Consider the following 21825-nt stretch of genomic DNA (forward strand, 5'->3'; position numbering starts at 1 on the left):
CGCTCCCGGTCGAGGAACAGGCGCGGCATAGCACGCGCCTGCTCCGTCGCGCCTACCGCGCCCACTCGTGAGGGCCGGAGTCCAGCGAACGATCATCGTCGACGACGCAAGCCTAGGGCTTGGCGAAACCGATGTCGGAAGCGATGGCCTTGAGCCGTTCCGGCTCGCGCTCCTTGCGCTCGCTGTAGCGGTCGACGAGGTAGTCGGCCCTCCCGCGGGTCAGGAGCGTGAACTTCATCAGCTCCTCGCATACGTCGACCACGCGCTCGTACAGGGGGCCCGGCTTCATGCGGCCGGCGTCGTCGAACTCCTTGTAGGCCATTGGCACGGACGACTGGTTCGGGATGGTGATCATCCGCATCCAGCGCCCGAGCACCCGCAGAGAGTTCACGGCGTTAAAGCTCTGCGAGCCGCCCGAGACCTGCATCACCGCGAGCGTCCGCCCCTGGGTCGGCCGGACCGAGCCCTCGCTCAAGGGCAGCCAGTCGATCTGGCTCTTCATCACGCCAGTCAGGTTGCCGTGGCGCTCCGGCGAGACCCAGACCTGGCCCTCGGACCAGATCGAGAGCTGCCGCAGCTCCTGCACCTTCGGGTGGTCGGCGGTGGCGTCGTCGGGCAGCGGCAGCCCGTGGGCGTCGTAGATCCGCACCTCGCCACCCATCGCTTCCAGCAGGCGCGCCGCCTCGTAGGCCAGGAAGCGGCTGAACGAGCGCGCGCGCAGCGAGCCGTAGAGGATCAGGAAGCGCGGCGCGTGGGCGAGCGGCATCGACGCCTCCACGCGCTCGGCGGTCGGCACCTCGAAATGCGCCTCGGAGAGGTTGGGCATCCCGTCGGCGAACGGCTGCTGGGGCTTGTCCAAGGCGCTTGATTCCTCTACGTTTCAACAGGAGTTGATATGTAGGTCATTCGATGGACGATCGGCAAGCCCTCGCCGCCTTCGCGGCGCTCGGACAGGAGCATCGCCTGCGGGTCGTGCGCGCCCTGGTCACGGCCGGTCCCGACGGCCTCGCGGCCGGAGTGCTCGCGGAGACCGTGGGCGTCGCCGGCAACAACCTGTCCTTCCACCTGAAGGAGCTCTCGCATGCCGGGCTGATCACGTCCCGCCGCGAGGGCAAGTCGGTCATCTACAGCGCCGCCTATGCCGGCCTGTCCGACCTCGTCCAGTTCCTCATGCGCGACTGCTGCCAGGGCCACCCGGAGGTGTGCAACCCGGCCGTCGCCGCGCTCGCCGCCTGCGACTGCACCACCGGGGACACCCTCCATGCCTGAGCCCGCCTACAACGTCCTGTTCCTCTGCACCGGCAACTCGGCCCGCTCGATCCTGGCCGAGGCCATGCTCAACAAGGAGGGCGGCGGGCGCTTCCGCGCCTTCTCGGCCGGCAGCCAACCGAAGGGCGAGCCGCACCCGCTGGCGCTGCAGGTCCTGCGGGAGAGCGACTACCCGACCGAGGGCCTGCGCTCGAAGTCGTGGGACGAGTTCGCCGGGCCCGACGCCCCCGTCATGGATTTCGTCTTCACCGTCTGTGACAACGCCGCCGGCGAGGCGTGCCCGTACTGGCCCGGCCAGCCGGTGACGGCCCACTGGGGCATCGAGGACCCCGCGGCGGCGGAGGGCTCGGAGATGGAGCGCAAGCGCGCATTCGTCACCGCCCAGCGCTACCTAAAGAATCGGATCGCGGCCTTCGTTGCCCTGCCGCTCGGCAGCCTCGACCAGGTCGCCCTGTCGTCGAAGGTCCGGGAGATCGGCCAGCTCGCCGGCGCCACCTCGGCCCGCCCGGAGGTCGCGTGATGGACGTCGTCATCTACCACAACCCCGCCTGCGGCACGTCGCGCAACACCCTGGCGATGATCCGCAACGCCGGCGTCGAGCCGCACGTGGTCGAGTACCTGAAGACGCCTCCGAGCCGGGCGCTCATCAAGCAACTGCTCGCCCGTGCCGGCCTCTCGGTCCGGGACGTGCTGCGCGAGAAAGGCACGCCCTACGCGGAACTCGGCCTCGCCAATCGGTCGCTGACCGACGAGCAGCTCCTCGACGCGATCGAGGCCCATCCGGTCCTGCTGAACCGCCCGCTCGTGGTCAGCCCGAAGGGCGTGCGCCTGTGCCGGCCGTCCGAGGCTGTGCTGGATCTGCTTCCCGCCCAGCAGGGCGAACTCGTGAAGGAGGACGGCGAGCGCGTCGTCGACGAGCACGGCCGCCGCGTCGCCACCGCCTGAGGAAGCCCGATGTCCCTGTTCGAACGCTACCTGACCGTCTGGGTTGCCCTCTGCATCGTGGCCGGCATCGCGCTCGGCCACGTCATGCCAGGCTTCTTCCACGCCGTCGGCGCGGCCGAGGTCGCCAAGGTGAACCTGCCGGTCGCCGCCCTGATCTGGCTCATGGTCATCCCCATGCTGCTCAAGATCGACTTCGCCTCGCTGCGGCAGGTCGGGCGGCACTGGCGCGGCATCGGCGTGACGTTGTTCATCAACTGGGCCGTTAAGCCCTTCTCGATGGCCGCGCTCGGCTGGCTGTTCATCGGCTACCTGTTCCGGCCCTACCTGCCGGCCGACCAGATCGACAGCTACATCGCCGGGCTCATCATCCTGGCGGCGGCGCCCTGCACCGCGATGGTGTTCGTGTGGTCGAACCTGACCCGGGGCGAGCCGCACTTCACCTTGAGCCAGGTGGCGCTGAACGACACGATCATGGTGGTGGCCTTCGCGCCGATCGTCGGCCTGCTGCTCGGGCTCTCCGCCATCACGGTGCCCTGGGGCACGCTGGTTCTGTCGGTGGTGCTCTACATCGTCATCCCGGTGATCATCGCCCAGGTCGTGCGCCGCGCCCTCCTCGCCTCGGGCGGGCAGGCGGCGCTGGACCGACTCCTCGCCAGGCTCGGGCCGGCCTCGCTCATGGCGCTCCTGGCCACCCTGGTGCTGCTGTTCGGCTTCCAGGGCGAGCAGATCCTGGCGCAGCCAGCGGTGATCGGCCTGCTCGCGGTCCCCATCCTCATCCAGGTCTACCTGAACTCCGGACTGGCCTACCTCCTGAACCGCGCCGCGGGCGAGCAGCACTGCGTGGCCGGCCCGTCGGCGCTGATCGGCGCCTCGAACTTCTTCGAGTTGGCGGTGGCCGCCGCGATCAGCCTGTTCGGCTTCAACTCGGGCGCAGCGCTGGCCACCGTGGTCGGCGTCCTCATCGAGGTGCCGGTCATGCTCTCGGTGGTGTGGATCGTGAACCGGAGCCAAGGCTGGTACGAGCGCGGGGCCGTCCGGCTGCCAGCGTCACGGAGCAGCCGGACGGAAGCGGCGGAGTAAATCAGTACGGATTATGGACGAAGCCGAGCACCCGCCCCTCTACGATGCTGAAGATGGGCAAGCCGGGAAAGTCCTTGCGGACGTCATCCATCGTCAGGTTTCTGAAGTTGGTGGGGTACTTGGCATCCGGTCCAAGCGGCCCCGTCCGCTCGGCCACTTGAGCATACCTGCCGGGCGCGAAGTAGATGCCGACGCAGTCGGCATCCGCGACCGTCCATTCGTTGTGCTCGCCGGTGGGTGTGAAGGCAGAGGGCAGGTTCTGCATGGTGAGCGGCACCGTTCTTCCCTTGGAGCGCTCGCCCGTAGCATCATCGTAAGTGGTGCCGCCATCTCCGGTGACGACACCCTTCACGGACGCAAACGTACGAGGCTTGATGACGATGCCGACCGAGCCATACGTGGCCTGATGAGCGGGCCAGATGAGGGAACACGGCAGTGTTCCAATGCCACGGTCGAGCACTTGGATCGCGTTCTGCAGGTCGTCTGGATAGACCCGCTCCTTCGGATCCTGACCCTTACCAGGACGAGAGCAATGGACGAGGAGAGCGTCATGGCTGCGGAGGGCAGCGAGAAGGTTTGCGTGGGTCATGTCCGTGCATAGGCTACGAGGCGACCGGCGGCGGCCCCGTTATTCGATGGATGCCGAATAAGGCATTGCACGCCGACGCGTTCCATGGCCATGTATTTCCATGAACGTCGAACAAGCGGCCAAGCAGCTTGAGGCCCTGGGCAGTCCCGCCCGGCTCCGGATCTACCGGGCGCTCGTGCGGGCCGGGCATGCCGGGCTGCCGGTGCGCCGGCTGCAGGACCGCGTCGGCATCCCCGCCGCCTCGACGCTGTCGCACCACCTCCACCGGCTCATCCTGACCGGCCTAGTCTCGCAGGAGCGGCAGGCCACCACCTTGATCTGCCGCGCCGTCTACCCCGCCATGGACGACCTCGTCGGGTTCCTCGCGGACGAGTGCTGCGCCGACGAGACCTGCTCCGGGACGGGCGAGGCGGCCTGACGACGTGCCCGTTATTTCGATAATTCCGGAACCTGCGGAGCAGCGCATGCCAGAGACGACGCCGCTACCGGGCGCAGTCGTCGGCGCCGGCCGGGTCGGTCTGGCGGCGGCCGCTCGCCTCCCTGCGCGGGGCTACGAGGCGGGCCCGTGGACGAGCCGGGCCCCGCCCGGGGACGGCTTCCCGACCGGCCAAGAGATCATGGGCCGCTGCCTGGCGGCGCTGGCCGCCACGCCCTGGTCGGCCGGTTCGGATGGATGCCGCGGCGCCGAACCCGAGGCGAAGGCGGCGACCGGCCCGCGGTGCGGTCGCGGGGTGCCGACATGAGCGGGCGAGGCAGGCTGGCCGTCATCTCGGCCCTGGGGGTGGTGGAGATCCTCGCCTGGGGTTCGTCGTTCTACCTGCCGGCGGTGCTCGCCGGTCCCATCGCCGCCGACACGGGCTGGCCACTCGCCTGGGTGGTCGGCGGCCTGTCCGTCGGGCTCCTGGTGGCGGCAATCGCCTCGCCCCGCGTGGGAATCGCCATCCACCGGCACGGGGGACGCCCGGTCCTGGCATCGGCCGCCCTGCTGCTGGCGGCGGGCCACGTCGTGATCGGCTTGGCGCCGAACCTGCCCGTGTTCCTGTCCGGTTGGCTCGTCATCGGGCTCGGCATGGGCTGCGGCCTCTACGACCCGGCCTTCGCGACCCTGGGCCGCCTCTACGGCGCGGAGGCGCGCCCGGCCATCACGAAGCTGACCCTCTGGGGCGGGTTCGCCAGCACCGTCTGCTGGCCGCTCTCGGCCTTCCTCGTCGACCATGTCGGCTGGCGCGGCGCCTGCCTCGCCTATGCCGGGCTGCACCTCGCCGTGACCCTGCCGCTGGTGCTCGGGCTGATCCCGCCGGCGCCCGTGGCGGCACCCGGTGCGGAGGTGACGCGCGGGCATGGCGAGCCGCTGACGCCGCGCGAGCGGCGGGCCTTCCTGCTGATGGCCGGCGTGCTGGTGCTAGAGCCGCATCCGATCAGGTTGGGTCGAATCAGGTTGGGTCGAAAGCATCGTAGCCTGCGGCCACGAGGTAGTTACGGCATTCGCCCGGTGTGAAGCGCGTGAGGGCCTGTTTGATGGTGTCGCAAAGGTCCGTGACCGTGCGAGCGGCCTGGGCACGCAAGCTAGCTTTGAGCTTGGCAAAGGCGAGTTCGATCGGGTTCAAGTCTGGCGAATACGCCGGCAGGTAGAGCAGCCGGGCGCCAGCCGCCTCGATGCGCTCGCGGATGCCGCTGACCTTGTGAGCCGGCAGGTTGTCGAGCACGACCGTGTCACCGTGCTTCAAGGTCGGGATCAGTGTCTCTTCAACATAACTGCGGAAGCGAGTGCCAGTCATCGGTCCGTCGGAGAGCGCGGTCGCGGTCAGGCCGCTGGCCCGCAGCCCCGCCGTGACCGTGAGGGTCTTCCAGTGCCCGAACGGTACGGCTACCCGGCAGCGTTCACCACGCGGAGCCCGCCCGTAGCGACGCGCCATTTTCGTGTTGGTCGCGGTCTCGTCCAGGAACACGAGGCTGTCCGGATCGAGGTCGGGCTGGCCCTCGAACCAGGCCAGGCGGGCCGCCTTCACGTCCTCCCGATCCTGCTCGGCGGCGTGGCCAGTGTTTTTTGCGCGTGATGCCGTGGCGCTTGAAGAAACGGGACAGGCTGCTGACTCCGACCCGCAGGCCGTGTTCGGCCAGTCGGGCGCGGAACTCGCGCAGGAACAGTTCGGGTTTCGCCTCGTAGGTCTGCCGAATCAGGTCGGCCTGGGCCTCGATGGCGTGCGAGCGCTGATCGCCGCCCATCGGCTTTGCCCGTGTGCGCCCTTCCCGAACGAAGGCCTCGTGCCAGCGCACGGCGCTGGCGGGACTGACCTCGAACCGTCTGGCAGCTTCCCGGCGTGAGGCTCCTGCCTCGATCGCTACTACGACGCGCTCACGCAGATCCGCTGACAGGGCTGAGGGCATACGGCTCTCCTCCACGGAAAGCCGGGTATCGAATCACATCTACGCCGCTCTCGAAACCCCAAACGATTCAAGCCGATCGGACACCGCTCTAGGCGGCACGGTGATGACGCTAATCTCGGTGCACCTGATCACCCTGCTCCAGGCCCGCGGCGTCGCGCTCGCCGCGGCCGTGTCCTACGGCGCCTTGATCGGCCCAGCCCAGGTCGGCGCCCGCATCGTCGAGATGGCTGCGAAGGGGCGGCACCACCCGCTCTGGACGCTGACCGCGGCCATGGTGCTGGTGGCAGCCGGCCTGGCGGTCCTCGCGGCCGGCGTGCCGGCGGTCGGCGTCGCCCTGGCGCTCTACGGGGCCGGCAACGGGATCTACTCCATCGCCCGGGGCACGGTGCCGCTCGCCCTGTTTGGCCCGGTCCGCTACCCGGTGCTCGTTGGACGCTTGGCGCGGCCGGGCTTGATCGCGCAGGCCGTGGCACCCTCCCTCGGCGCGGTGGCGCTCACCTACGGCGGCGCCGACGCGGCCTACGGCGTGCTGGTGGCGCTCGCGCTGGCGAATCTCGGCATGGCGATAGCCTTGTGGGGGCGCGGCCGGACGTCGTCGAGGGAAGCGACGCCGTTTGCTGAACGGAGGCTGCGCGCAGGCTTCAGAACCGGTTCAACGCGACTTGCCCAGTCTGGAGACATCTAAACCGAGGAGGGTCCTTCCATGAAGCTTCGCATCGCAGGCCTGGTCGCCGCCGCCCTCGTGCTCCTCCCTGGCGCCGCATCCGCGCAGTGGTACGATCACGGTCCGGGCCATCGCCACCACCATCATTGGGACCACCATCATCACCATGGCCACGGCCACCGCCATGGCTACGAGCGGCATCACCATCACGGCTACGACCGCCCCGTTCACTTCGACCGAGGCCATCACCATCACCATCACGGCTACTGACGCCGGGGCGCCGACTTGTGGCGCGCCATTTCGCTCGGCCGGTCGCAAGCCCTGACGCGTCCGGGAGGCGAGGCTTGACCCTCCCATCGTGGGAAGCCGTATCGTGCCCTCGATAATGGGAGCGTGGGTGCGAACGATGAAGGCCGACACGAGGACGACGCGCCGGGCGCTGCTCGCGGGACTGGCGGCGGGCATGGCCGTGGGGCCGCGGGCCCTCGCCGCGGGCCTGCCCGAGGTCGCGGTGACGAAGGACCCGACCTGCGGCTGCTGCGAAAAGTGGGTCACCCACCTGCGGGAGGCCGGCTTCGTGGTGACGGTGACCGTGGGGCCCGTGAACCCGGTGAAGGCCCGCCTCGGTGTGCCGCGGGACCTCGCCTCCTGCCACACCGCCCAGGTCGGCGGCTACGCAATCGAGGGGCACGTGCCGGCCGGCGCGATCAAGCGCCTGCTCGCCGAGAAGCCGAAGGGAACGGGTCTGGCCGTACCGGGCATGCCGGTCGGCTCGCCCGGCATGGAGGTCGACGGCATGGAGCCGGCCACTTACGATGTGGTCCTGTTCGGTCCGGAAGGCCGGTACACCTTTGCCCGATACCGGGGTGAGGAGCTTGTCTGAACGTGCCGCGTGAGCACGGTGCCGGTGAGGACCGACTCCGGCGCGCAAAGTCCCTCAAAACGACAAGCCGGTCCGTTATGTGGCTTTAAACGACGATTCCCATGGCCGGGCTGCCGTTATGTGGTGCTCGCCGCGGCGGCGACCGGCCTGAAGGTAGGGGCCTTGACCTTCCCACTATGGGAAGCCCCATCTGGGTGTGACGTCATCCAAGGGAGTGCGTCATGCATAGCTTCAAGGTCGAGAAGATGGGCTGCGGCGGCTGCGCCAAGTCGGTGACCCGCGCGGTCCAGGGCATCGAGCCGAACGCCCGGGTCGAGGTCGACCTCAGGACCAAGCTCGTCACGGTGTCGGGAGCGTCCGTCCCGGCAGACCGGATCGCTCAGGTCATCGCCGCCGCCGGCTACCCGGCCGAGCCGCTGCTCGCCGCCGCTTGAAACGCCGCGACGGCAACCAAACCTTCATCCCGGCATTCACGTCTCAACGGCGGACATAGTCCCGCCACCGGAATCGGTGTAAGCCAGAACTCATGAGCCTCGACCGGCAAATCGTGCGCCTGATGGCGGCGATGATCCTCGCGATCATCGCCTACGTCGCGCCGTCCGCCGTCCAGGCCCACGAGGGGCACGCGCACCACGGCCACCACGCCGCGGCGCAGCCGAAGGTCGCCCCTTCTCCGACGCCCAAGGCTGTTGCGCCCGCGGTCTCCGTGGCTCCCAAGGTCGCCGTCCGGGCCGTCCTGCCGGCATGGGCCAGGGTCGCGCTCGCCCCGGCCACGGTCGACGGCGCGCGCATCGAGCCGAGCCAGGACAAGTGCTGCCCGGTCGGCTGCAAGACCCGCTGCTGCGGGACGATGGCCTGCTGCGCCACCGGCGTCCTGTCCGGGCCCTATGCCCTGTCGCCGGCCCTGTTCCGAACCGTCACGCTGATCCCGCGCGACGTCGCCGGCCGTTCGGGCCCCGTCCCCGAGGCCCTGCCCAAGCCCCCACGAACCCTCGCGTGAAGTAGGGCGCGCCTGAGGCGCGCGACGCCCGGATTGCGCCCGAGAACGGCGCCGTCCGGACTTCCCGACGCGAGGATTTCTGTTCATGTCGACCCGTTTTGCCGCCGCCCTGCGCGCGGTGGCGCTGCTTGCCGCCGTCCTGGCGGGGCCGGCGCTCGCCCACGAGGGCCACGACCACGGCGCCGCCCAGACCCCTGTCTCGAAGACCATCGCCCCGCGCGGCGAGGCGCTCTCGGACGCCTTCGAGCTCGTCGCCATCCCGCGCGACGGGACCCTGACGCTGTTCCTCGACCGCTTCCGGACGAACGAGCCGGTGCCCGGCGCGACCATCGAGGTCGAGACGCCGGACGGTCCCAAGGTCGCGACCGCCACGACCGACGGCGGCTACGCGCTGCCGGCCCCGTGGCTGTCGAAGCCCGGCCGGCACGAGCTCCTCGCGACCGTCACGGCCGGCGACGCGGTCGATGTGCTGACCGTGGCGGTCACCGTGCCCGACCCGAAGGTCGCCGCGGCCGCGGCGCCTGCCAAGCCGGCCCCGGCTCAGGCTGCCCTGGCGCGCCTGTCCGAGGTCGCCCACGACGTCCGGGAGCGGCTCACGGCCAAGGACCCGGCCCTGGTGGCCGCGGTCGCCGTCGCCTTCCTGCTCGGCGTGCTCGTGACGGCGCTCGCACGCGGGCGCCGTGGCGCGCCGGCGGTGGCGCTGGTCGCCATCGGCATCACCATCGTCCTCGGCACCGCCGCCTTCGCGCACGGCGACGAGGATCACGGCGCGCCCGTGCAGGGCGCCGCCCTGATCGAGCCGCGCCAGACCACGCCGGCCTCGTCGGACCTCGCGCAGCGCCTGCCCGACGGCTCCGTCTTCGTGCCGAAACCGACCCAGCGCCTGCTGGTCCTGCGCACTACCATGACCGAGCAGGGCAGCTTCCACCGCTCGGTCGAGCTGCCCGGCCGCATCATCCCGGACCCGAACGCCAGCGGGGTCGTGCAGTCCTCGGTCGGCGGCCGTCTCTCGCCGCCGCCGTCCGGCCTGTTCCCGCGCCTCGGCACGAAGGTGCGCAAGGGCGACGTGCTCGCGACCGTGACACCGCCGGTCCAGGCCGTCGACGTCTCCGACATGCGCCAGCGCCAGGGCGAACTCGACCAGCAGATCGCCATCGTCGAGCGTCGGGTCGAGCGTTTCAGGAAACTCGCCACGACCGGCGCCGTCGCCCAGACCCAGCTCGACGACGCGGTCGCCGAGCTCAACGGGCTGCACGACCGCCGCGCGGCTCTCGACAAGATCAGGCAACAGCCCGAGACCCTGGTCGCCCCCGTCGACGGCGTGGTGGCGCAGGCGACCGCGGTGGCCGGCCAGATGGCGGCACCCGGCGCCATGGTCTTCCAGATCGTCGACCCGAACCGCCTCTGGGTCGAGGCCCTCAGCTTCGACGCCCTGACGGCGGCCCAGAACGCCACGGCGCGGCTCGCCGACGGACGCGCCCTGAAGCTCGCCTACCAGGGCACGGGCCTCGCGGACCGCAACCAGGCCATCCCGGTGCAGTTCGCGGTGCAGGGCGACGCCTCCGGCCTGCGCGTCGGCCAGTTCGTCACCGTGCTGGCCGGGACCGACACCGAGCAGTCCGGCCTGGCGCTGCCGCGCGCGGCGGTCGTGCGCACCGGCAACGGGCAGGACGTCGTCTACGAGCACACCACCGCCGAGCGCTTCGAGGCCCGGCCCGTGCGGGTCGAGCCGCTCGACGGCGGCCGCGTGCTGGTCGCCGAGGGGATCGGACCCGGCAAGCGGGTCGTGACCCAGGGCGCCGAGCTCCTCGACCAGGTGCGCTGAGGAGGCAGGCCAGATGTTCACGTTCCTCGTCAGCCAGTCGGTCCGCAACCGCCTGCTCGTCCTCGCCATGGCCACGGTGCTGGTGCTCTTCGGCGCCTTCACCGCGACCAAGCTGCCGGTGGACGTCTTCCCCGACCTCAACAAGCCCACCGTCACCATCATGACGGAGGCCGAGGGCTACGCCCCCCAGGAGGTCGAGCAGCTCGTCACCTACCCCATCGAGACCCGGATGAACGGGCTGCCGGGGGTGACCCGGGTGCGCTCGGTCTCGGGCGTGGGGCTGTCCATCACCTACGTCGAGTTCGACTGGGGCACGGACATCTACCGCAACCGCCAGCAGGTCGCGGAGCGGCTGTCCCTGGTGCAGGACCAGCTGCCCCGGGGCGTGACCCCGGTCATGGGGCCGATCTCCTCGATCATGGGCCAGATCCTGCTGGTGGCGGTGACCGGCGAGACCGCGACCCCGATGCAGGTGCGCGAGGTCGCCGACTTCACCATCCGGCCGCGGCTCCTGACCATTCCGGGCGTGGCGCAGGTCATCCCCATCGGCGGCGAGGTGCGCCAGTTCCGGGTCAGCCCGAACCCGGCCGCCATGCGCTCGCTCGGGGTGACGAACGCCCAGCTCGAAACGGCGCTGGCGCAGTTCGGCACCAACGCCGGCGGCGGCTTCACCGACCAGCATTCCCGCGAGTACCTCATCCGGAACATCGGCCGGACCATGAGCCTCGACGACCTGCGCAACCTCGTGGTCGCGACGGTCGCCGAGACGCCGGTCCACTTGCGCCAGGTGGCCGAGGTCTCCTTCGCCGCCCGGACGAAGCGGGGCGACGCCGGCTACATGGCCAAGCCCTCGGTCATCGTCTCGGTCGAGAAGCAGCCCGACGTCGACACCGTGCGGCTGACCCGCAGCATCGAGACCGCCCTGAAGGAGATGTCGCCGACCCTGCCGGCCGGCATCCGTGCCGACCAGGTCCTGTTCCGGCAGGCCGACTTCATCGAGACCTCGATCCGCAACGTCGAGCGCGTCCTGTTGGAGGCGGTGCTGGTGGTGGCGGTGGTGCTGTTCGCCTTCCTGCTGAACGTGCGCACCACGGCCATCTCGCTGCTCGCCATCCCGGTCTCGGTGCTGACGACCGCCGTGGTGTTCCACCTGTTCGGGCTGTCCATCAACACCATGACGCTCGGGGGCTTGGCCATCGCCATCGGCGAGCTCGTCGACGACGCGGTGGTCGACGTCGAGAACATCTACCGGCGGCTCGGCGAGAACCGGCGGGCGGGCAACCCGAAAAGTGTGTTCCAGGTGGTGGTGGAGGCCTCGAACGAGGTGCGCTCTGGCATCGTCTACGCGACGCTCATCATCATCCTGGTGTTCGTGCCGCTCTTCGCGCTGTCGGGCATCGAGGGCCGGCTCTTCGCCCCGCTGGGGCAGGCCTACATCATCTCGATCCTGGCGAGCCTACTCACCTCCATCACCCTGACGCCGGTGCTGGCGTCCCTGCTGCTGCCGGGCTTGAAGAACCTGGAGGAGCACGACAGCCGCTTCCTGAAGCTGCTCAAGCGCGGCAACGCCGGCCTGCTGCGGGTCGCCTTCCGCCACAAGGGCCTGCTGGTCGGCACCGTCGCGGCGGCGGTGGTGGCCGCGGGCGTGGCCGCCTGGAACCTGCCGCGGGCCTTCCTGCCGCCGTTCAACGAGGGCTCGTTCACGGTCAACATGACCTTCAACCCGGGGATCTCGCTCGCCGAGAGCAACCGGGTCGGGCTGATCGCCGAACGGCTGCTGCTGGACATCCCGGGCGTGAAGGCGGTCGGCCGCCGCACCGGCCGTGCCGAGCTCGACGAGCACGCCGAGGGCGTCCACTCGTCCGAGATCGAGGTGGCGCTCGACGAAGGCGCCAAGCGTCCGAAGGAGGCGCTCGTCGCCGACATCCGCGGGCGCCTCGCGGCCCTACCGGTGGCCGTCAACGTCGGCCAGCCGATCTCGCACCGGCTCGACCACATGCTCTCGGGCGTGCGGGCCGAGATCGCGCTCAAGGTGTTCGGCGAGGACCTCGACGCCCTGCGCCGGGTCGCCAACTCCCTGCGCGACCGGATGGCCGCGATCCCGGGGCTCGTCGACCTGCAGGTCGAGCGGCAGGTGCGCATCCCGCAGCTTGAGGTGCGGGTCGATTACACCCGGGCGGCCCTCTACGGCGTCCAGCCGGCCGCGGTCGTCGAGCAGATCAGCCGCCTCTCGAACGGGCGGGTGGTCTCGACGGTCGTCGACGGCGTGCGCCGCTTCGACGTGGTCCTGCGCCTTTCGGAGAATCGCCGGACCACGACCGGGCTGGGCGACCTGCTGCTGGAGACGCCCTCGGGCTGGGTGCCGGCGCGGCAGGTGGCCGACATCCGCGAGACCGACGGGCCGAACCAGATCCTGCGCGAGAACGCCCGGCGCCGCATCGTCGTCCAGGCCAACACCAACGGCGAGAGCGACATGGCCACCATCGTGGCGGCCATCCGCGAGGCCGTGGCGAAGGAGCCGCTGCCGCCCGGCTTCTTCACCAGCCTGGAGGGCACCTTCCAGGCGCAGGAGGAGGCGAGCCGGACCATCGCGGCGCTGTCGGCGCTGTCCCTCGCCCTGGTCTTCGCCATCCTCTACAGCCGATACCGCTCGGCCGCGCTGGCGCTCATCATCATGGGCAACGTGCCGCTCGCCCTGATCGGCTCGGTGGCGGCGCTGTGGCTGGTCGGGCAGCCGCTGTCGGTGGCGTCGATGATCGGCTTCATCACGCTAACCGGCATCGCCGCGCGCAACGGCATCCTGAAGATCAGCCACTACCTGAACCTGTCGCTGCACGAGGGCGTGCCGTTCGGCCCCGACCTCGTCGTGCGCGGCAGCCTGGAGCGGCTGACCCCGGTGCTGATGACGGCGCTCTCGGCCGGCGTCGCCCTGGTGCCGCTGCTCTACGATGCCGCGAGCCCGGGCAAGGAGATCCTGCACCCGGTCGCGGTGACGATCTTCGGCGGCCTCGTCAGCGCGACGCTGCTCGACACCTTCCTGACCCCCGTCCTGTTCCTGCGCTTCGGACGCAAGCCGCTGGAGCGGCTGCGCGCCCTCCACGCCGAAGCACCGGTCCACCCATCCCCGGACGGCGCGCGCCCGCGCCAGGCCGAGGCCTACTGAACCCCGAGAGGAGACCTGAGCATGATCCTACCGCGAGTGACCCTGGTCGCCGGCCTGCTCGCCGCCACGACCGTGTATGCCCACGAGACCTCCGGCCAGCACGGCGGCCGGGTAGCGGACGCCGGCAAGTTCCACGTCGGCTCGTCGCCAAGGGCGAGACCGTAGACGTGTTCGTGTCCGACGAGGGCCAGAAGCCTGTCCCGGCCGCGGGCTTCAAGGGCACGGCCATCCTCGTCGTCGGCGGCAAGCCGACCCGCGTGCCCCTGGAGCCCGCCGACGGCAACCGCCTCACCGGCAAGGCCGCCGCGGCGCTCGGCGACAGCCCGAAGGGCGCCGTGCAGCTCACCGGCCCGGACGGCGCAACCGCCAGCGGCAAGTTCAACTGATCCCACGCACCAGGAAGACCCCTTCGATGAAGACCCTGACCTCGACCCTCGCCGCGGCGGCCCTGACCCTCGGCCTCTCGGGCATCGCCCTGGCGCACGAGGCCCACGACCATGCCGGGCACGACCACGCCGCGATGACGGCGACGGACAAGTCGGACACGCCGGCCACGAAGGCGTTCCGGGACGTCGGCGCCGAAATGCACCGGGACATGGACATCCGCTACACGAACGACGTCGACGTCGACTTCGTGCGCGGCATGATCCCCCACCACAAGGGGGCCGTCGCCATGGCCAAGGTCGCGCTGGAGCACTCGAAGAACCCCGAAATCCGGAAGCTGGCCGAGGAGATCATCAAGGCTCAGGACGTCGAGATCGCCCAGATGGAGGCCTTCCTCAAAAAGAAGGGCACCCAGTGAGGTCGCCCTCGCGCAGGTAGGCGAAGCTCCCAAATCCGTGATCGTACAGAGTATTTATTTCTGAACGCTTCGCGGATTGAGGAGTTTGATATCCAGGTTGTAGCTAGCTGGTTGAGTTAATACTTTATCAGATCTCTAGCTGTGCCCTCATTCGCAAATACAAGCGAGAAGGATATCTGAATGAGCCACGTGTCGAGCGAGATGCAATCCTGCATCGACGAGTGCCTGCGCTGCTACCAGACCTGCCTGGGCATGGCTTCGAACCACTGCCTGCCGGCCGGGGGCAAGCACGTCGAGCCGGGGCATTTCCGGCTGATGCTGGCCTGCGCGGAGATCTGCCGGACCTCGGCGCACTTCATGCTGATCGGCCTGCCGGAGCACAAGCACACCTGCCGGGCCTGCGCCGAGATCTGCGAGGCCTGCGCCAGGAGCTGCGAGCAGGTCGGCGACATGCAGGACTGCGTCGCGCAGTGCCGGGCCTGCGCCGAGAGCTGCCGGAAGATGGCCGCCTGAACCCGACGCGGCGGCTCGACCGGCCGCCCCCGCCAACCGACCTGAGGAGGCAATCTTGTTCGTTCGCACCCTGACCCTCGCCGCGACTTTGGCGCTCGCCGGCACCGGGGCGGCCTTCGCCGCCGACCACGACCACGGCTCCATGCAGGGGCCCTCGTTCGAGCTGCCCGCGGCCTGCAAGGCGGCGTCGGCTGCCAAGGAGGATTCGATGAAGGACATGCAGGGTCACATGTCCCAGGCCATGCAGGGCATGGGCGGCCAGATGACCGAGGCCCAGAAGGGCCTGCAGCAGGCCATGATGTCGATGAACGGCCCCATGATGCAGGGCATGATGGCCAAGGACGCCGACGTCGCCTGGATCTGCGCGATGATCCCGCACCACCAGGGCGCCATCGCGATGGCCCAGGTCGGCCTGAGAAACGGCGACAATCCCGAGGCGAAGAAGATCGCCGAGAAGACCATCCAGGAGCAGGAGAAGAGCATCGCCGAGCTCAAGTCCTGGCTCGACAAGAACGCCCAGAAGGAAGGCCGCCAGTAAGGCGCCGGCTGCCGTCGGGTCGCTCGTGGGCCGGCGGTGCCTCCTCGGCCATGCGGAAGGAGCGGTCATGAGCGACGCGCCACAGGGACATCACCCCGCCCCGGGAGGCCATGCCTGCGCGGGCGGCCACGGCCATGCCGGTCACGGGCACGGGCACGCCCACGGCCATGCGCACGGCGACCAGGCCGGCATCGCGGCGAACGACGCGGGTGCCAACCGTGTAAAGGACCCGGTCTGTGGGATGATGGTCGACCCGCACGCCACGAAGCACCGGGCTGAGCACGGCGGCCACCCCTACTACTTCTGCTCGAACGGCTGCCGGACCAAGTTCGAGGCCGACCCGGTCCGCTATGTCGACCCCGGCCAAGCCGCGACGAAGGCCGACCCGGTACCCGAGGGCACGATCTACACCTGCCCGATGCATCCGGAAGTTCGGCAGGTCGGCCCCGGGGCATGCCCGATCTGCGGCATGGCCCTGGAGCCGGCGATGGTCGGCGCCGACGAAGGCCCGAGCGAGGAGCTCGTCGACATGACCCGGCGGTTCTGGGTCGGGCTCGTCCTGACCCTGCCGGTTTTCGTCCTGGAGATGGGCGGCCACCTGTTCGGCCTGACGGAGCGCCTCGGGCAGCAGACGTCCAACTGGATCCAGTTCGCGCTGGCGACCCCGGTCGTGCTCTGGGCCGGCTGGCCGTTCTTCGTTCGCGGTTGGGCATCCGTCCGCAGCCGCAACCTCAACATGTTCACCCTGATCGCCCTCGGGACGGGGGTCGCCTGGCTCTACAGCGTGGTCGCGACCGTGGCGCCCGGGCTTTTCCCGGAGGCGCTGCGTGGGCATGGCGGGGCGGTGCCGGCCTATTTCGAGGCGGCCGCCGTCATCACGGTGCTGGTGCTGCTCGGGCAGGTCTTGGGCTGCGGGCCCGCGAGAGCACGGGCGGGGCCCTCCGCGCGCTGCTCGACCTCGCGCCGAAGACGGCCCGGCGCATCCGGGCGGATGGCACCGACGAGGAGGTGCAGCTCGACACCATCGGCGTTGGCGACCGCCTGCGCGTGCGGCCCGGCGAGAAGGTGCCGGTCGACGGCGCTGTCGTGGAGGGTCGCAGCTCCGTCGACGAGAGCCTTGTGACGGGAGAATCGATGCCCGTCACCAAAGAGGCCGGCGCCTCTGTCATCGGCGGCAGCCTCAACCAGTCCGGCTCGCTCGTCGTCGAGGCGACCAAGGTCGGGCGCGACACCATGCTGGCCCGCATCGTCCAGATGGTGGCCGAAGCCCAGCGGTCGCGCGCCCCCATCCAACGCCTCGCCGACCAAGTCGCCGGCTGGTTCGTGCCGGCGGTCATCGGAGTGGCGGCGCTCGCCTTCGTCGCCTGGATGGCCTTCGGGCCGGAACCGCGCTTCACCTTCGCACTGCTGGCGGCGGTCGCGGTGCTCATCATCGCCTGCCCCTGCGCGCTCGGGCTCGCCACGCCGATGTCGATCATGGTCGGCGTCGGCCGCGGCGCCCAGGCCGGCGTGCTGGTCAAGAACGCCGAAGCCCTGGAGCGCATGGAGAAGGTCACGACGCTGGTGGTCGACAAGACCGGTACGCTGACCGAGGGCAAGCCGGCCGTGACGCGGGTGGTGCCGGCGGGCGGCTTCGACGAGGCCACCGTGCTGCGCCTCTCGGCGAGCGTGGAGCGCGCGAGCGAGCACCCGCTGGCCGTGGCGATCGTGAAGGCGGCCGAGGATCGCGGCATCGGCCTGGCCCCCGTGGCCGACTTCGACAGCCCGACTGGCAAGGGCGCGCTCGGCACGGTCGAGGGCCGCCGGGTGGCGCTCGGCAATGCCGCCTTCCTGCGCGAGCAGGGGGTGGACGTGGTGGCCCAGGCTGCCGAGGCCGATGATCTGAGGCGCGACGGGGCCACCGCGATCTTCGCCGGGGTCGACGGGCAGGTTGCGGGCGTCATCGCGATCGCCGATCCGGTCAAGGCGACGACGCCCGAGGCGCTCGCCGCGCTCCGGGCCGAGGGGATCCGGGTGGTGATGCTGACCGGCGACAACCGCACCACGGCAGAAGCGGTGGCGCGCCGGCTCGGCATCGAGGAGGTCGAGGCGGAGGTGCTGCCCGACCAGAAGGCCGCCGTGGTCGAGCGCCACAAGGCGGCGGGTCAGGTGGTCGCCATGGCGGGCGACGGCGTCAACGACGCCCCCGCGCTCGCGGCGGCGGACGTCGGTATCGCGATGGGCACCGGCACGGACGTGGCCATCGAGAGCGCGGGCCTGACGCTGCTCAAGGGCGACCTCCTCGGCATCGTGCGGGCGCGCCGCCTATCGCGGGCGGTGATGGGCAACATCCGCCAGAACCTGTTCTTCGCCTTCATCTACAACGCGGCTGGCGTGCCGGTCGCGGCGGGGGTGCTCTACCCGTTCCTCGGCATCCTGCTCTCACCGGTCATCGCAGCCGCCGCCATGGCGCTCTCCTCGGTCAGCGTGATCGGCAACGCCCTGCGCCTGCGGACGGCGCGGCTTGGTTGACGGAGACGGTGCGGGAAGCTCGGGCGGCTTGCGCTACGCCTTGACCTTCCCATCGCGGGAAGCCCTACGGAGCAGCTGAGGGGAGCACCGCTATGATGGGCCCGCGGGAAACGGAGGAAAGACCATGAAGCGGATCGTCCTGGCCTCGGCCGCCCTGCTGCTGATGGCGCCGTCCCCGGTAATGGCGATGTCCTGCTGCGGCGGCGGCAAGGACAAGGGCGCCATGATGTGCGGCAAGCCCGGCATGAAGACCGGGATGGCCATGAACCACGGCGCCATAAAGGGGAAGAAGGGCGGGTGCTGCTGCGAGGGCATGCCCATGAACATGACCAAGCGCGGCTAGCGGGAACCGCGGGCGCGTTGCGGGCCTCGCCCGGTCGATCTGGCCGCACTGCATCGGGGGGAGCGCGCCGCAGGGCCCCGCGCGCTGGCGACCAACAGGGCCGGTCTTTGCCCACGGAGAGGAAAGCCTCCGAAGGCGCGAGGGATGAGCGCCGTCTAATGTAGCACAACCTCCTGACGTTGTATCACATTAAAGGGAGGGGCCGGGCTCGCCCGGCTAGGCCGCCGCGACGACCGGCAACTCGTCGAGCCGGGTGGTGTAGCGGGGGGAGCGCATTTCGAACTTCGTCGACCAGTCGCGCTTCTCGGCGAGCCCGGCCGTCGCCGGCACCACGGCGCCGCGCCCGAACCGGCGATTGCAGGCGTCGAGCGCCGCCATCAACGCGACCCCGTGCTCCCGGTCGAGCCTGGCCGAAGCCGGGCAGGGCCCGCTGCGAGGCCGCCAGCGGCACCAGGTCGGTCGTGACCACGCCCGCCTTCGCGTAGCGGTAGCCGTCGCGCCAGACCTTGCGCACGCCGTGCGTCGCCGCCTTCAGCAGCACCAGGGTGTCGTTCGTGGCCTCGGGCAGGGTCACCACCGTCGAGACCGAGCGCTGCGGCCGGTCGCGGTCGTGCTCGGAGGTGTGGAAGAAGACCGTGACGTGGTCGGTCCCGAGCCCCTCGCGCCGCAGCTTCTCCCCGAGCCGGGTCGCGTGCGCGGCGACCGCCTGCTCCATGGTGGCGCGGTCCTCGACCCGGTCGGAGAAGCTGCGGGTGACGGCGCAGCCCTTCCGGGTCGGGGCGAGCTCCTCCAGGTTGAGGCAGGGCACCCCGCGCAGCTCCTGCACTAGGCGCTCGCCCACCACCGTCATCGCCTTGCGCACCGCCCGGGTGTCGAGATCGCGCACGTCCGCCGCGCTGACGCAGCCGAGCGCCTCCAGCTTGCGCGCGTTGGCCGGGCCGACGCCCCAGATCTCGTCGGGCGCGATGCGGGCCATCCAGTGGTCGTACTGCACCGGGTCGGTCAGGTCGCAGACCCCGCCGAGCTCGGGCACCGTCTTGGCGACGTGGTTGGCGAGCTTGGCCAGCGTCTTCGTCGCCCCGATCCCGACGCAGGTCGGGATCCCCGTCCAGGCCCGCACCGTCTCGCGCATGTCGCGCGCGAGCGGCACACGGTCGCGCTCGCGCACGTCCGAGAGGTCCAAAAGCTCTCGTCGATCGAGTAGACCTCGATGCGCGGGGAGAACCCCCGGTAGACCGCGTTCACCCGGGCCGACATGTCGCCGTAGAGCGCGTAGTTCGACGAGTAGACCCGCACGCCTTGCGCCCGGCACAGCGCGCGGATCTTGAAGTACGGCTCGCCCATGCGGATGCCGAGCGCCTTGGCCTCGCTGGTGCGGGCGACGGCGCAGCCGTCGTTGTTCGAGAGCACGATGACCGGCACCCGCGCGAGCCTCGCGTCGAAGACGCGCTCGCACGAGCAGTAGAAGCTGTTCCCGTCCGAGAGCGCGTAGGCCCGGGCGCTCATTCGCCGCTCCGGCGCCTCGGGTTGACCGAGCCCGAGACCACGCCCCAGACCTCGACCACGGCGTCCGGGGAGAGCCGGAACTCGGGGAAGCGCGGGTTGGCGAAGGAGAGCGTGACCCGGGGCCCCTGGCGGCGCCAGACCTTGAAGGAGCGCTCGCCGTCGATGTCGACGACCACGACGTCGCCGTTGCGCGGGGTCAGGGAGCGGTCGACCACCGCGAGGTCGCCGTCGAAGAGGCGGGCGAGCATCATGCTGTCGCCGGCGACCCGCACCAGGAAGGTGGCCGGCCGGTTGGCGACGAGCAGCCGCTGCAGGTCGATCTCCTCCTCGATGAAGTCGTCGGCCGGGCTCGGGAAGCCGGCACGCACGGGTTTCGCCAGGATGGGGATCGGTGTCGGCAACCCGATCGTGACGCCCGAGACCTGCATGCGCGTGCTCCGAATCCAACGGAACAAAAGTGGAACATGGCGGCCGGGTTCCGCCAAGCGGCCGAGCTTGGCCTCCGGCATGCGCGGTGGAGGGCTGTGGATAACGGGGATAGGGCGCTGGCGCTCGTCGCCGGGCCCGCCCAGGAACGCATCAGGAACGTCGCCGGTCCGTGAGCGTTGAGCTGCGCCTGGGCCGGTCCGGACCGCCTCACGTCGCCGTCCCGCGATACCGGGGGTATCCGCCATGAAGCGTCTCGCCATCTTCCTCGACGGCACCTGGAACACGCTCAACAACAACACGAACGTCTGGCGCCTGAAGTCGCTGTGCGACCCGACGGCCCCCGGGCAGCTCGTCTACTACAGCCAGGGCGTCGGCACCCGCATCGGTGAGAAGGTGCGCGGCGGGATCGTAGGCTACGGCCTCGATAACGAGATCGTCGACGCCTACACCTGGCTCGTCCAGGCCTACGAGGAGGGAGACGAGATCTTCATCTTCGGCTTCAGCCGTGGCGCCTACGCGGCGCGCAGCCTGTCCGGCCTGATCTCGAAGTGCGGCGTGCTCCGGCCGGGCGCCCCGCTCTCGATCGAGCAGCTCTACGCCCGCTACCGCCGCCGCACCGAGCCCACGATCCGCACGCTGCTCGTCACCGACCCGGCGCGGCTCGCCGGCATCGAGGAGCGCTGGCTCGTCGCCCACTGCGTGCCCGCCGACGTCAAGTTCATGGGGATATGGGACACGGTCGGATCGGTCGGCAACCCGCTGTCGAGCCTGCGCACCCGGGTCGCGAAGTACCGCTTCCTCGACACCCACCTCTACCGCTCAAACACCTACGCCTTCCACGCGCTCGCCCTCGACGAGCAGCGTCGGGCCTTCGAGCCGACCTTCTGGACGCAGACCGCCGACAACGACAAGGTCGCGACCTGCCCGCGCCGGAGCCTCGATGCGATCGAGCAGCGCTGGTTCGTCGGGGCCCACGCCAACGTCGGCGGCGGCTACCCGAGTGACATCCTCGCCCAGGCCCCCTTGAAGTGGATCCTGGACAAGGCGGCCCAGCACGGCCTCGCCTTTCGGCCGGGCTTCTCCCTGGACGCGCCCGCCCCGAACGCGGAGATCGCGGATTCCTACGCCGCCTTCGGCCCGAGGCTCCTGCGCCTGTTCACGCCGCGCTTCCACCGGCCGGTAGGGGCGCCGCCCGCGGTCGGCTCCGAGCGCACGACCTGGCGGATCAACGAGACCATCGACGGCAGCGTCTTCGCGCGCTGGCGTGACAATCCCGGGTACCGGCCGCCCAACCTCGCGGACTGGATCGAGAGGCTGCGCGTCGACCCGGCCCGCGTGACGGGCGCGCTCAAGGCCGAGGATGCGACCCCGGTGTAG

The 21825-nt window shown here is 70.4% G+C and carries 21 protein-coding genes and 5 pseudogenes; 21 read left to right on the forward strand and 5 right to left on the reverse strand.

The features are described 5' to 3' along the window. Window positions 1-112 precede the first annotated feature (112 nt). Window positions 113-859 (reverse strand): arsenical resistance protein ArsH, encoded by a 747-nt coding sequence (gene arsH / locus ACFQE0_RS26705; protein ID WP_091882023.1) that lies wholly within the window; start codon window positions 857-859, stop codon window positions 113-115. Window positions 860-909: 50 nt separating this feature from the next. Between arsH and ACFQE0_RS26710 the strand changes: the two genes are divergently transcribed. The 4 genes from ACFQE0_RS26710 to arsB are packed head-to-tail and all read left to right on the forward strand — an operon-like array spanning window position 910 to window position 3294. Further along, entirely contained in the window at window positions 910-1269 is a 360-nt protein-coding gene (locus ACFQE0_RS26710; RefSeq protein WP_378974993.1) for an ArsR/SmtB family transcription factor, read from the forward strand. Beyond that, window positions 1262-1789, forward strand: coding sequence for an arsenate reductase ArsC (locus tag ACFQE0_RS26715; protein ID WP_147025439.1), 528 nt, complete (start codon window positions 1262-1264; stop codon window positions 1787-1789). Before ACFQE0_RS26710 ends, ACFQE0_RS26715 begins: the two co-directional genes overlap by 8 nt. After that, a complete protein-coding gene (gene arsC, locus ACFQE0_RS26720) occupies window positions 1789-2214 on the forward strand; it encodes an arsenate reductase (glutaredoxin) (protein WP_147025438.1) in 426 nt (141 codons plus the stop codon). The genes ACFQE0_RS26715 and arsC overlap by 1 nt, the downstream gene beginning before the upstream one ends. 9 nt (window positions 2215-2223) lie before the next feature. Continuing rightward, entirely contained in the window at window positions 2224-3294 is a 1071-nt protein-coding gene (arsB, locus tag ACFQE0_RS26725; protein ID WP_238233842.1) for an ACR3 family arsenite efflux transporter, read from the forward strand. 1 nt (window position 3295) lies between these two features. Here arsB and ACFQE0_RS26730 read toward each other — a convergent pair whose 3' ends face one another. Then, a complete protein-coding gene (locus tag ACFQE0_RS26730) occupies window positions 3296-3883 on the reverse strand; it encodes a hypothetical protein (protein ID WP_147025436.1) in 588 nt (195 codons plus the stop codon). Between the two features lie 100 nt (window positions 3884-3983). On the opposite strand from ACFQE0_RS26730, the gene ACFQE0_RS26735 reads away from it, so the two are divergent. The 3 genes and pseudogenes from ACFQE0_RS26735 to ACFQE0_RS26745 all read left to right on the forward strand — a co-directional run. Continuing rightward, window positions 3984-4301, forward strand: a complete 318-nt coding sequence (locus ACFQE0_RS26735) for an ArsR/SmtB family transcription factor (protein ID WP_147025435.1) — start codon at window positions 3984-3986, stop codon at window positions 4299-4301. 46 nt (window positions 4302-4347) lie between these two features. After that, window positions 4348-4626, forward strand: coding sequence for a hypothetical protein (locus ACFQE0_RS26740; RefSeq protein WP_147025434.1), 279 nt, complete (start codon window positions 4348-4350; stop codon window positions 4624-4626). After that, window positions 4623-5288 (forward strand): annotated as a pseudogene (locus ACFQE0_RS26745) (MFS transporter); the annotation flags it as partial. The gene ACFQE0_RS26740 and the pseudogene ACFQE0_RS26745, both read left to right, overlap by 4 nt. Window positions 5289-5316: 28 nt before the next feature. On the opposite strand, the gene ACFQE0_RS26750 reads toward ACFQE0_RS26745, so the two are convergent. Further along, window positions 5317-6271, reverse strand: a protein-coding gene (locus ACFQE0_RS26750; protein ID WP_378974995.1) for an IS630 family transposase whose coding sequence is annotated in 2 segments (ribosomal slippage) — window positions 5317-5932 and window positions 5931-6271 — 957 coding nt in all. Because the reading frame shifts where the segments join, the coding sequence is not laid out codon by codon here. 88 nt (window positions 6272-6359) lie between these two features. Here ACFQE0_RS26750 and ACFQE0_RS26755 point away from each other — a divergent pair. The 13 genes and pseudogenes from ACFQE0_RS26755 to ACFQE0_RS26815 all read left to right on the forward strand — a co-directional run. Next, window positions 6360-6956 (forward strand): annotated as a pseudogene (locus tag ACFQE0_RS26755) (MFS transporter); the annotation flags it as partial. Window positions 6957-6974: 18 nt separating this feature from the next. Continuing rightward, window positions 6975-7205 carry a hypothetical protein gene (locus ACFQE0_RS26760; protein WP_147025432.1) on the forward strand — a complete coding sequence of 77 codons (231 nt, stop codon included), beginning with the start codon at window positions 6975-6977 and terminating at the stop codon, window positions 7203-7205. A 136-nt stretch (window positions 7206-7341) separates the two neighbouring features. Beyond that, window positions 7342-7818, forward strand: coding sequence for a DUF411 domain-containing protein (locus ACFQE0_RS26765; RefSeq protein WP_147025491.1), 477 nt, complete (start codon window positions 7342-7344; stop codon window positions 7816-7818). A gap of 221 nt (window positions 7819-8039) precedes the next feature. After that, window positions 8040-8252, forward strand: a complete 213-nt coding sequence (locus tag ACFQE0_RS26770; protein ID WP_147025431.1) for a heavy-metal-associated domain-containing protein — start codon at window positions 8040-8042, stop codon at window positions 8250-8252. A gap of 92 nt (window positions 8253-8344) precedes the next feature. After that, a complete protein-coding gene (locus tag ACFQE0_RS26775; protein ID WP_147025430.1) occupies window positions 8345-8818 on the forward strand; it encodes a hypothetical protein in 474 nt (157 codons plus the stop codon). A gap of 85 nt (window positions 8819-8903) precedes the next feature. Further along, window positions 8904-10643, forward strand: coding sequence for an efflux RND transporter periplasmic adaptor subunit (locus tag ACFQE0_RS26780; RefSeq protein WP_378974998.1), 1740 nt, complete (start codon window positions 8904-8906; stop codon window positions 10641-10643). Window positions 10644-10656: 13 nt separating this feature from the next. Continuing rightward, the gene (locus ACFQE0_RS26785; protein WP_147025428.1) at window positions 10657-13806 is read left to right on the forward strand and encodes an efflux RND transporter permease subunit; all 3150 of its coding nucleotides are present in this window, start codon (window positions 10657-10659) and stop codon (window positions 13804-13806) included. Window positions 13807-13827: 21 nt separating this feature from the next. Continuing rightward, a pseudogene (locus ACFQE0_RS26790) lies at window positions 13828-14192 on the forward strand (hypothetical protein). 26 nt (window positions 14193-14218) lie between these two features. Next, window positions 14219-14608, forward strand: a complete 390-nt coding sequence (gene copM, locus ACFQE0_RS26795; RefSeq protein WP_147025426.1) for a CopM family metallochaperone — start codon at window positions 14219-14221, stop codon at window positions 14606-14608. A 180-nt stretch (window positions 14609-14788) separates the two neighbouring features. Then, complete coding sequence (locus tag ACFQE0_RS26800) at window positions 14789-15121, forward strand: four-helix bundle copper-binding protein (RefSeq protein ID WP_238233839.1); 333 nt, start codon at window positions 14789-14791, stop codon at window positions 15119-15121. Between the two features lie 55 nt (window positions 15122-15176). Beyond that, the gene (locus tag ACFQE0_RS26805) at window positions 15177-15659 is read left to right on the forward strand and encodes a DUF305 domain-containing protein (protein ID WP_147025424.1); all 483 of its coding nucleotides are present in this window, start codon (window positions 15177-15179) and stop codon (window positions 15657-15659) included. 67 nt (window positions 15660-15726) lie between these two features. Beyond that, window positions 15727-18170: pseudogene (locus tag ACFQE0_RS26810) on the forward strand (heavy metal translocating P-type ATPase). Between the two features lie 124 nt (window positions 18171-18294). Continuing rightward, the gene (locus tag ACFQE0_RS26815; RefSeq protein WP_147025422.1) at window positions 18295-18513 is read left to right on the forward strand and encodes a hypothetical protein; all 219 of its coding nucleotides are present in this window, start codon (window positions 18295-18297) and stop codon (window positions 18511-18513) included. Between the two features lie 216 nt (window positions 18514-18729). On the opposite strand, the pseudogene ACFQE0_RS26820 reads toward ACFQE0_RS26815, so the two are convergent. Both ACFQE0_RS26820 and ACFQE0_RS26825 read right to left on the reverse strand, forming a co-directional pair. Continuing rightward, a pseudogene (locus ACFQE0_RS26820) lies at window positions 18730-20019 on the reverse strand (Y-family DNA polymerase). Further along, window positions 20016-20447 carry a LexA family protein gene (locus ACFQE0_RS26825; RefSeq protein WP_147025420.1) on the reverse strand — a complete coding sequence of 144 codons (432 nt, stop codon included), beginning with the start codon at window positions 20445-20447 and terminating at the stop codon, window positions 20016-20018. Before ACFQE0_RS26825 ends, ACFQE0_RS26820 begins: the two are co-directional and overlap by 4 nt. A 244-nt stretch (window positions 20448-20691) precedes the next feature. On the opposite strand from ACFQE0_RS26825, the gene ACFQE0_RS26830 reads away from it, so the two are divergent. Next, entirely contained in the window at window positions 20692-21825 is a 1134-nt protein-coding gene (locus ACFQE0_RS26830; RefSeq protein ID WP_147025419.1) for a DUF2235 domain-containing protein, read from the forward strand.

Source organism: Methylobacterium komagatae, from assembly GCF_042661665.1.
Lineage (GTDB): Bacteria > Pseudomonadota > Alphaproteobacteria > Rhizobiales > Beijerinckiaceae > Methylobacterium > Methylobacterium komagatae.

Bases quoted from the DNA above. Each gene is read 5' to 3' on its own strand.
- ACFQE0_RS26710 (WP_378974993.1), top strand. From the start codon at position 910: ATGGACGATCGGCAAGCCCTCGCCGCCTTCGCGGCGCTCGGACAGGAG.
- ACFQE0_RS26715 (WP_147025439.1), top strand. From the start codon at position 1,262: ATGCCTGAGCCCGCCTACAACGTCCTGTTCCTCTGCACCGGCAACTCG.
- arsC (WP_147025438.1), top strand. From the start codon at position 1,789: ATGGACGTCGTCATCTACCACAACCCCGCCTGCGGCACGTCGCGCAAC.
- arsB (WP_238233842.1), top strand. From the start codon at position 2,224: ATGTCCCTGTTCGAACGCTACCTGACCGTCTGGGTTGCCCTCTGCATC.
- ACFQE0_RS26730 (WP_147025436.1), bottom strand. From the start codon at position 3,883: ATGACCCACGCAAACCTTCTCGCTGCCCTCCGCAGCCATGACGCTCTC.
- ACFQE0_RS26735 (WP_147025435.1), top strand. From the start codon at position 3,984: ATGAACGTCGAACAAGCGGCCAAGCAGCTTGAGGCCCTGGGCAGTCCC.
- ACFQE0_RS26740 (WP_147025434.1), top strand. From the start codon at position 4,348: ATGCCAGAGACGACGCCGCTACCGGGCGCAGTCGTCGGCGCCGGCCGG.
- ACFQE0_RS26760 (WP_147025432.1), top strand. From the start codon at position 6,975: ATGAAGCTTCGCATCGCAGGCCTGGTCGCCGCCGCCCTCGTGCTCCTC.
- ACFQE0_RS26765 (WP_147025491.1), top strand. From the start codon at position 7,342: ATGAAGGCCGACACGAGGACGACGCGCCGGGCGCTGCTCGCGGGACTG.
- ACFQE0_RS26770 (WP_147025431.1), top strand. From the start codon at position 8,040: ATGCATAGCTTCAAGGTCGAGAAGATGGGCTGCGGCGGCTGCGCCAAG.
- ACFQE0_RS26775 (WP_147025430.1), top strand. From the start codon at position 8,345: ATGAGCCTCGACCGGCAAATCGTGCGCCTGATGGCGGCGATGATCCTC.
- ACFQE0_RS26780 (WP_378974998.1), top strand. From the start codon at position 8,904: ATGTCGACCCGTTTTGCCGCCGCCCTGCGCGCGGTGGCGCTGCTTGCC.
- ACFQE0_RS26785 (WP_147025428.1), top strand. From the start codon at position 10,657: ATGTTCACGTTCCTCGTCAGCCAGTCGGTCCGCAACCGCCTGCTCGTC.
- copM (WP_147025426.1), top strand. From the start codon at position 14,219: ATGAAGACCCTGACCTCGACCCTCGCCGCGGCGGCCCTGACCCTCGGC.
- ACFQE0_RS26800 (WP_238233839.1), top strand. From the start codon at position 14,789: ATGAGCCACGTGTCGAGCGAGATGCAATCCTGCATCGACGAGTGCCTG.
- ACFQE0_RS26815 (WP_147025422.1), top strand. From the start codon at position 18,295: ATGAAGCGGATCGTCCTGGCCTCGGCCGCCCTGCTGCTGATGGCGCCG.
- ACFQE0_RS26825 (WP_147025420.1), bottom strand. From the start codon at position 20,447: ATGCAGGTCTCGGGCGTCACGATCGGGTTGCCGACACCGATCCCCATC.
- ACFQE0_RS26830 (WP_147025419.1), top strand. From the start codon at position 20,692: ATGAAGCGTCTCGCCATCTTCCTCGACGGCACCTGGAACACGCTCAAC.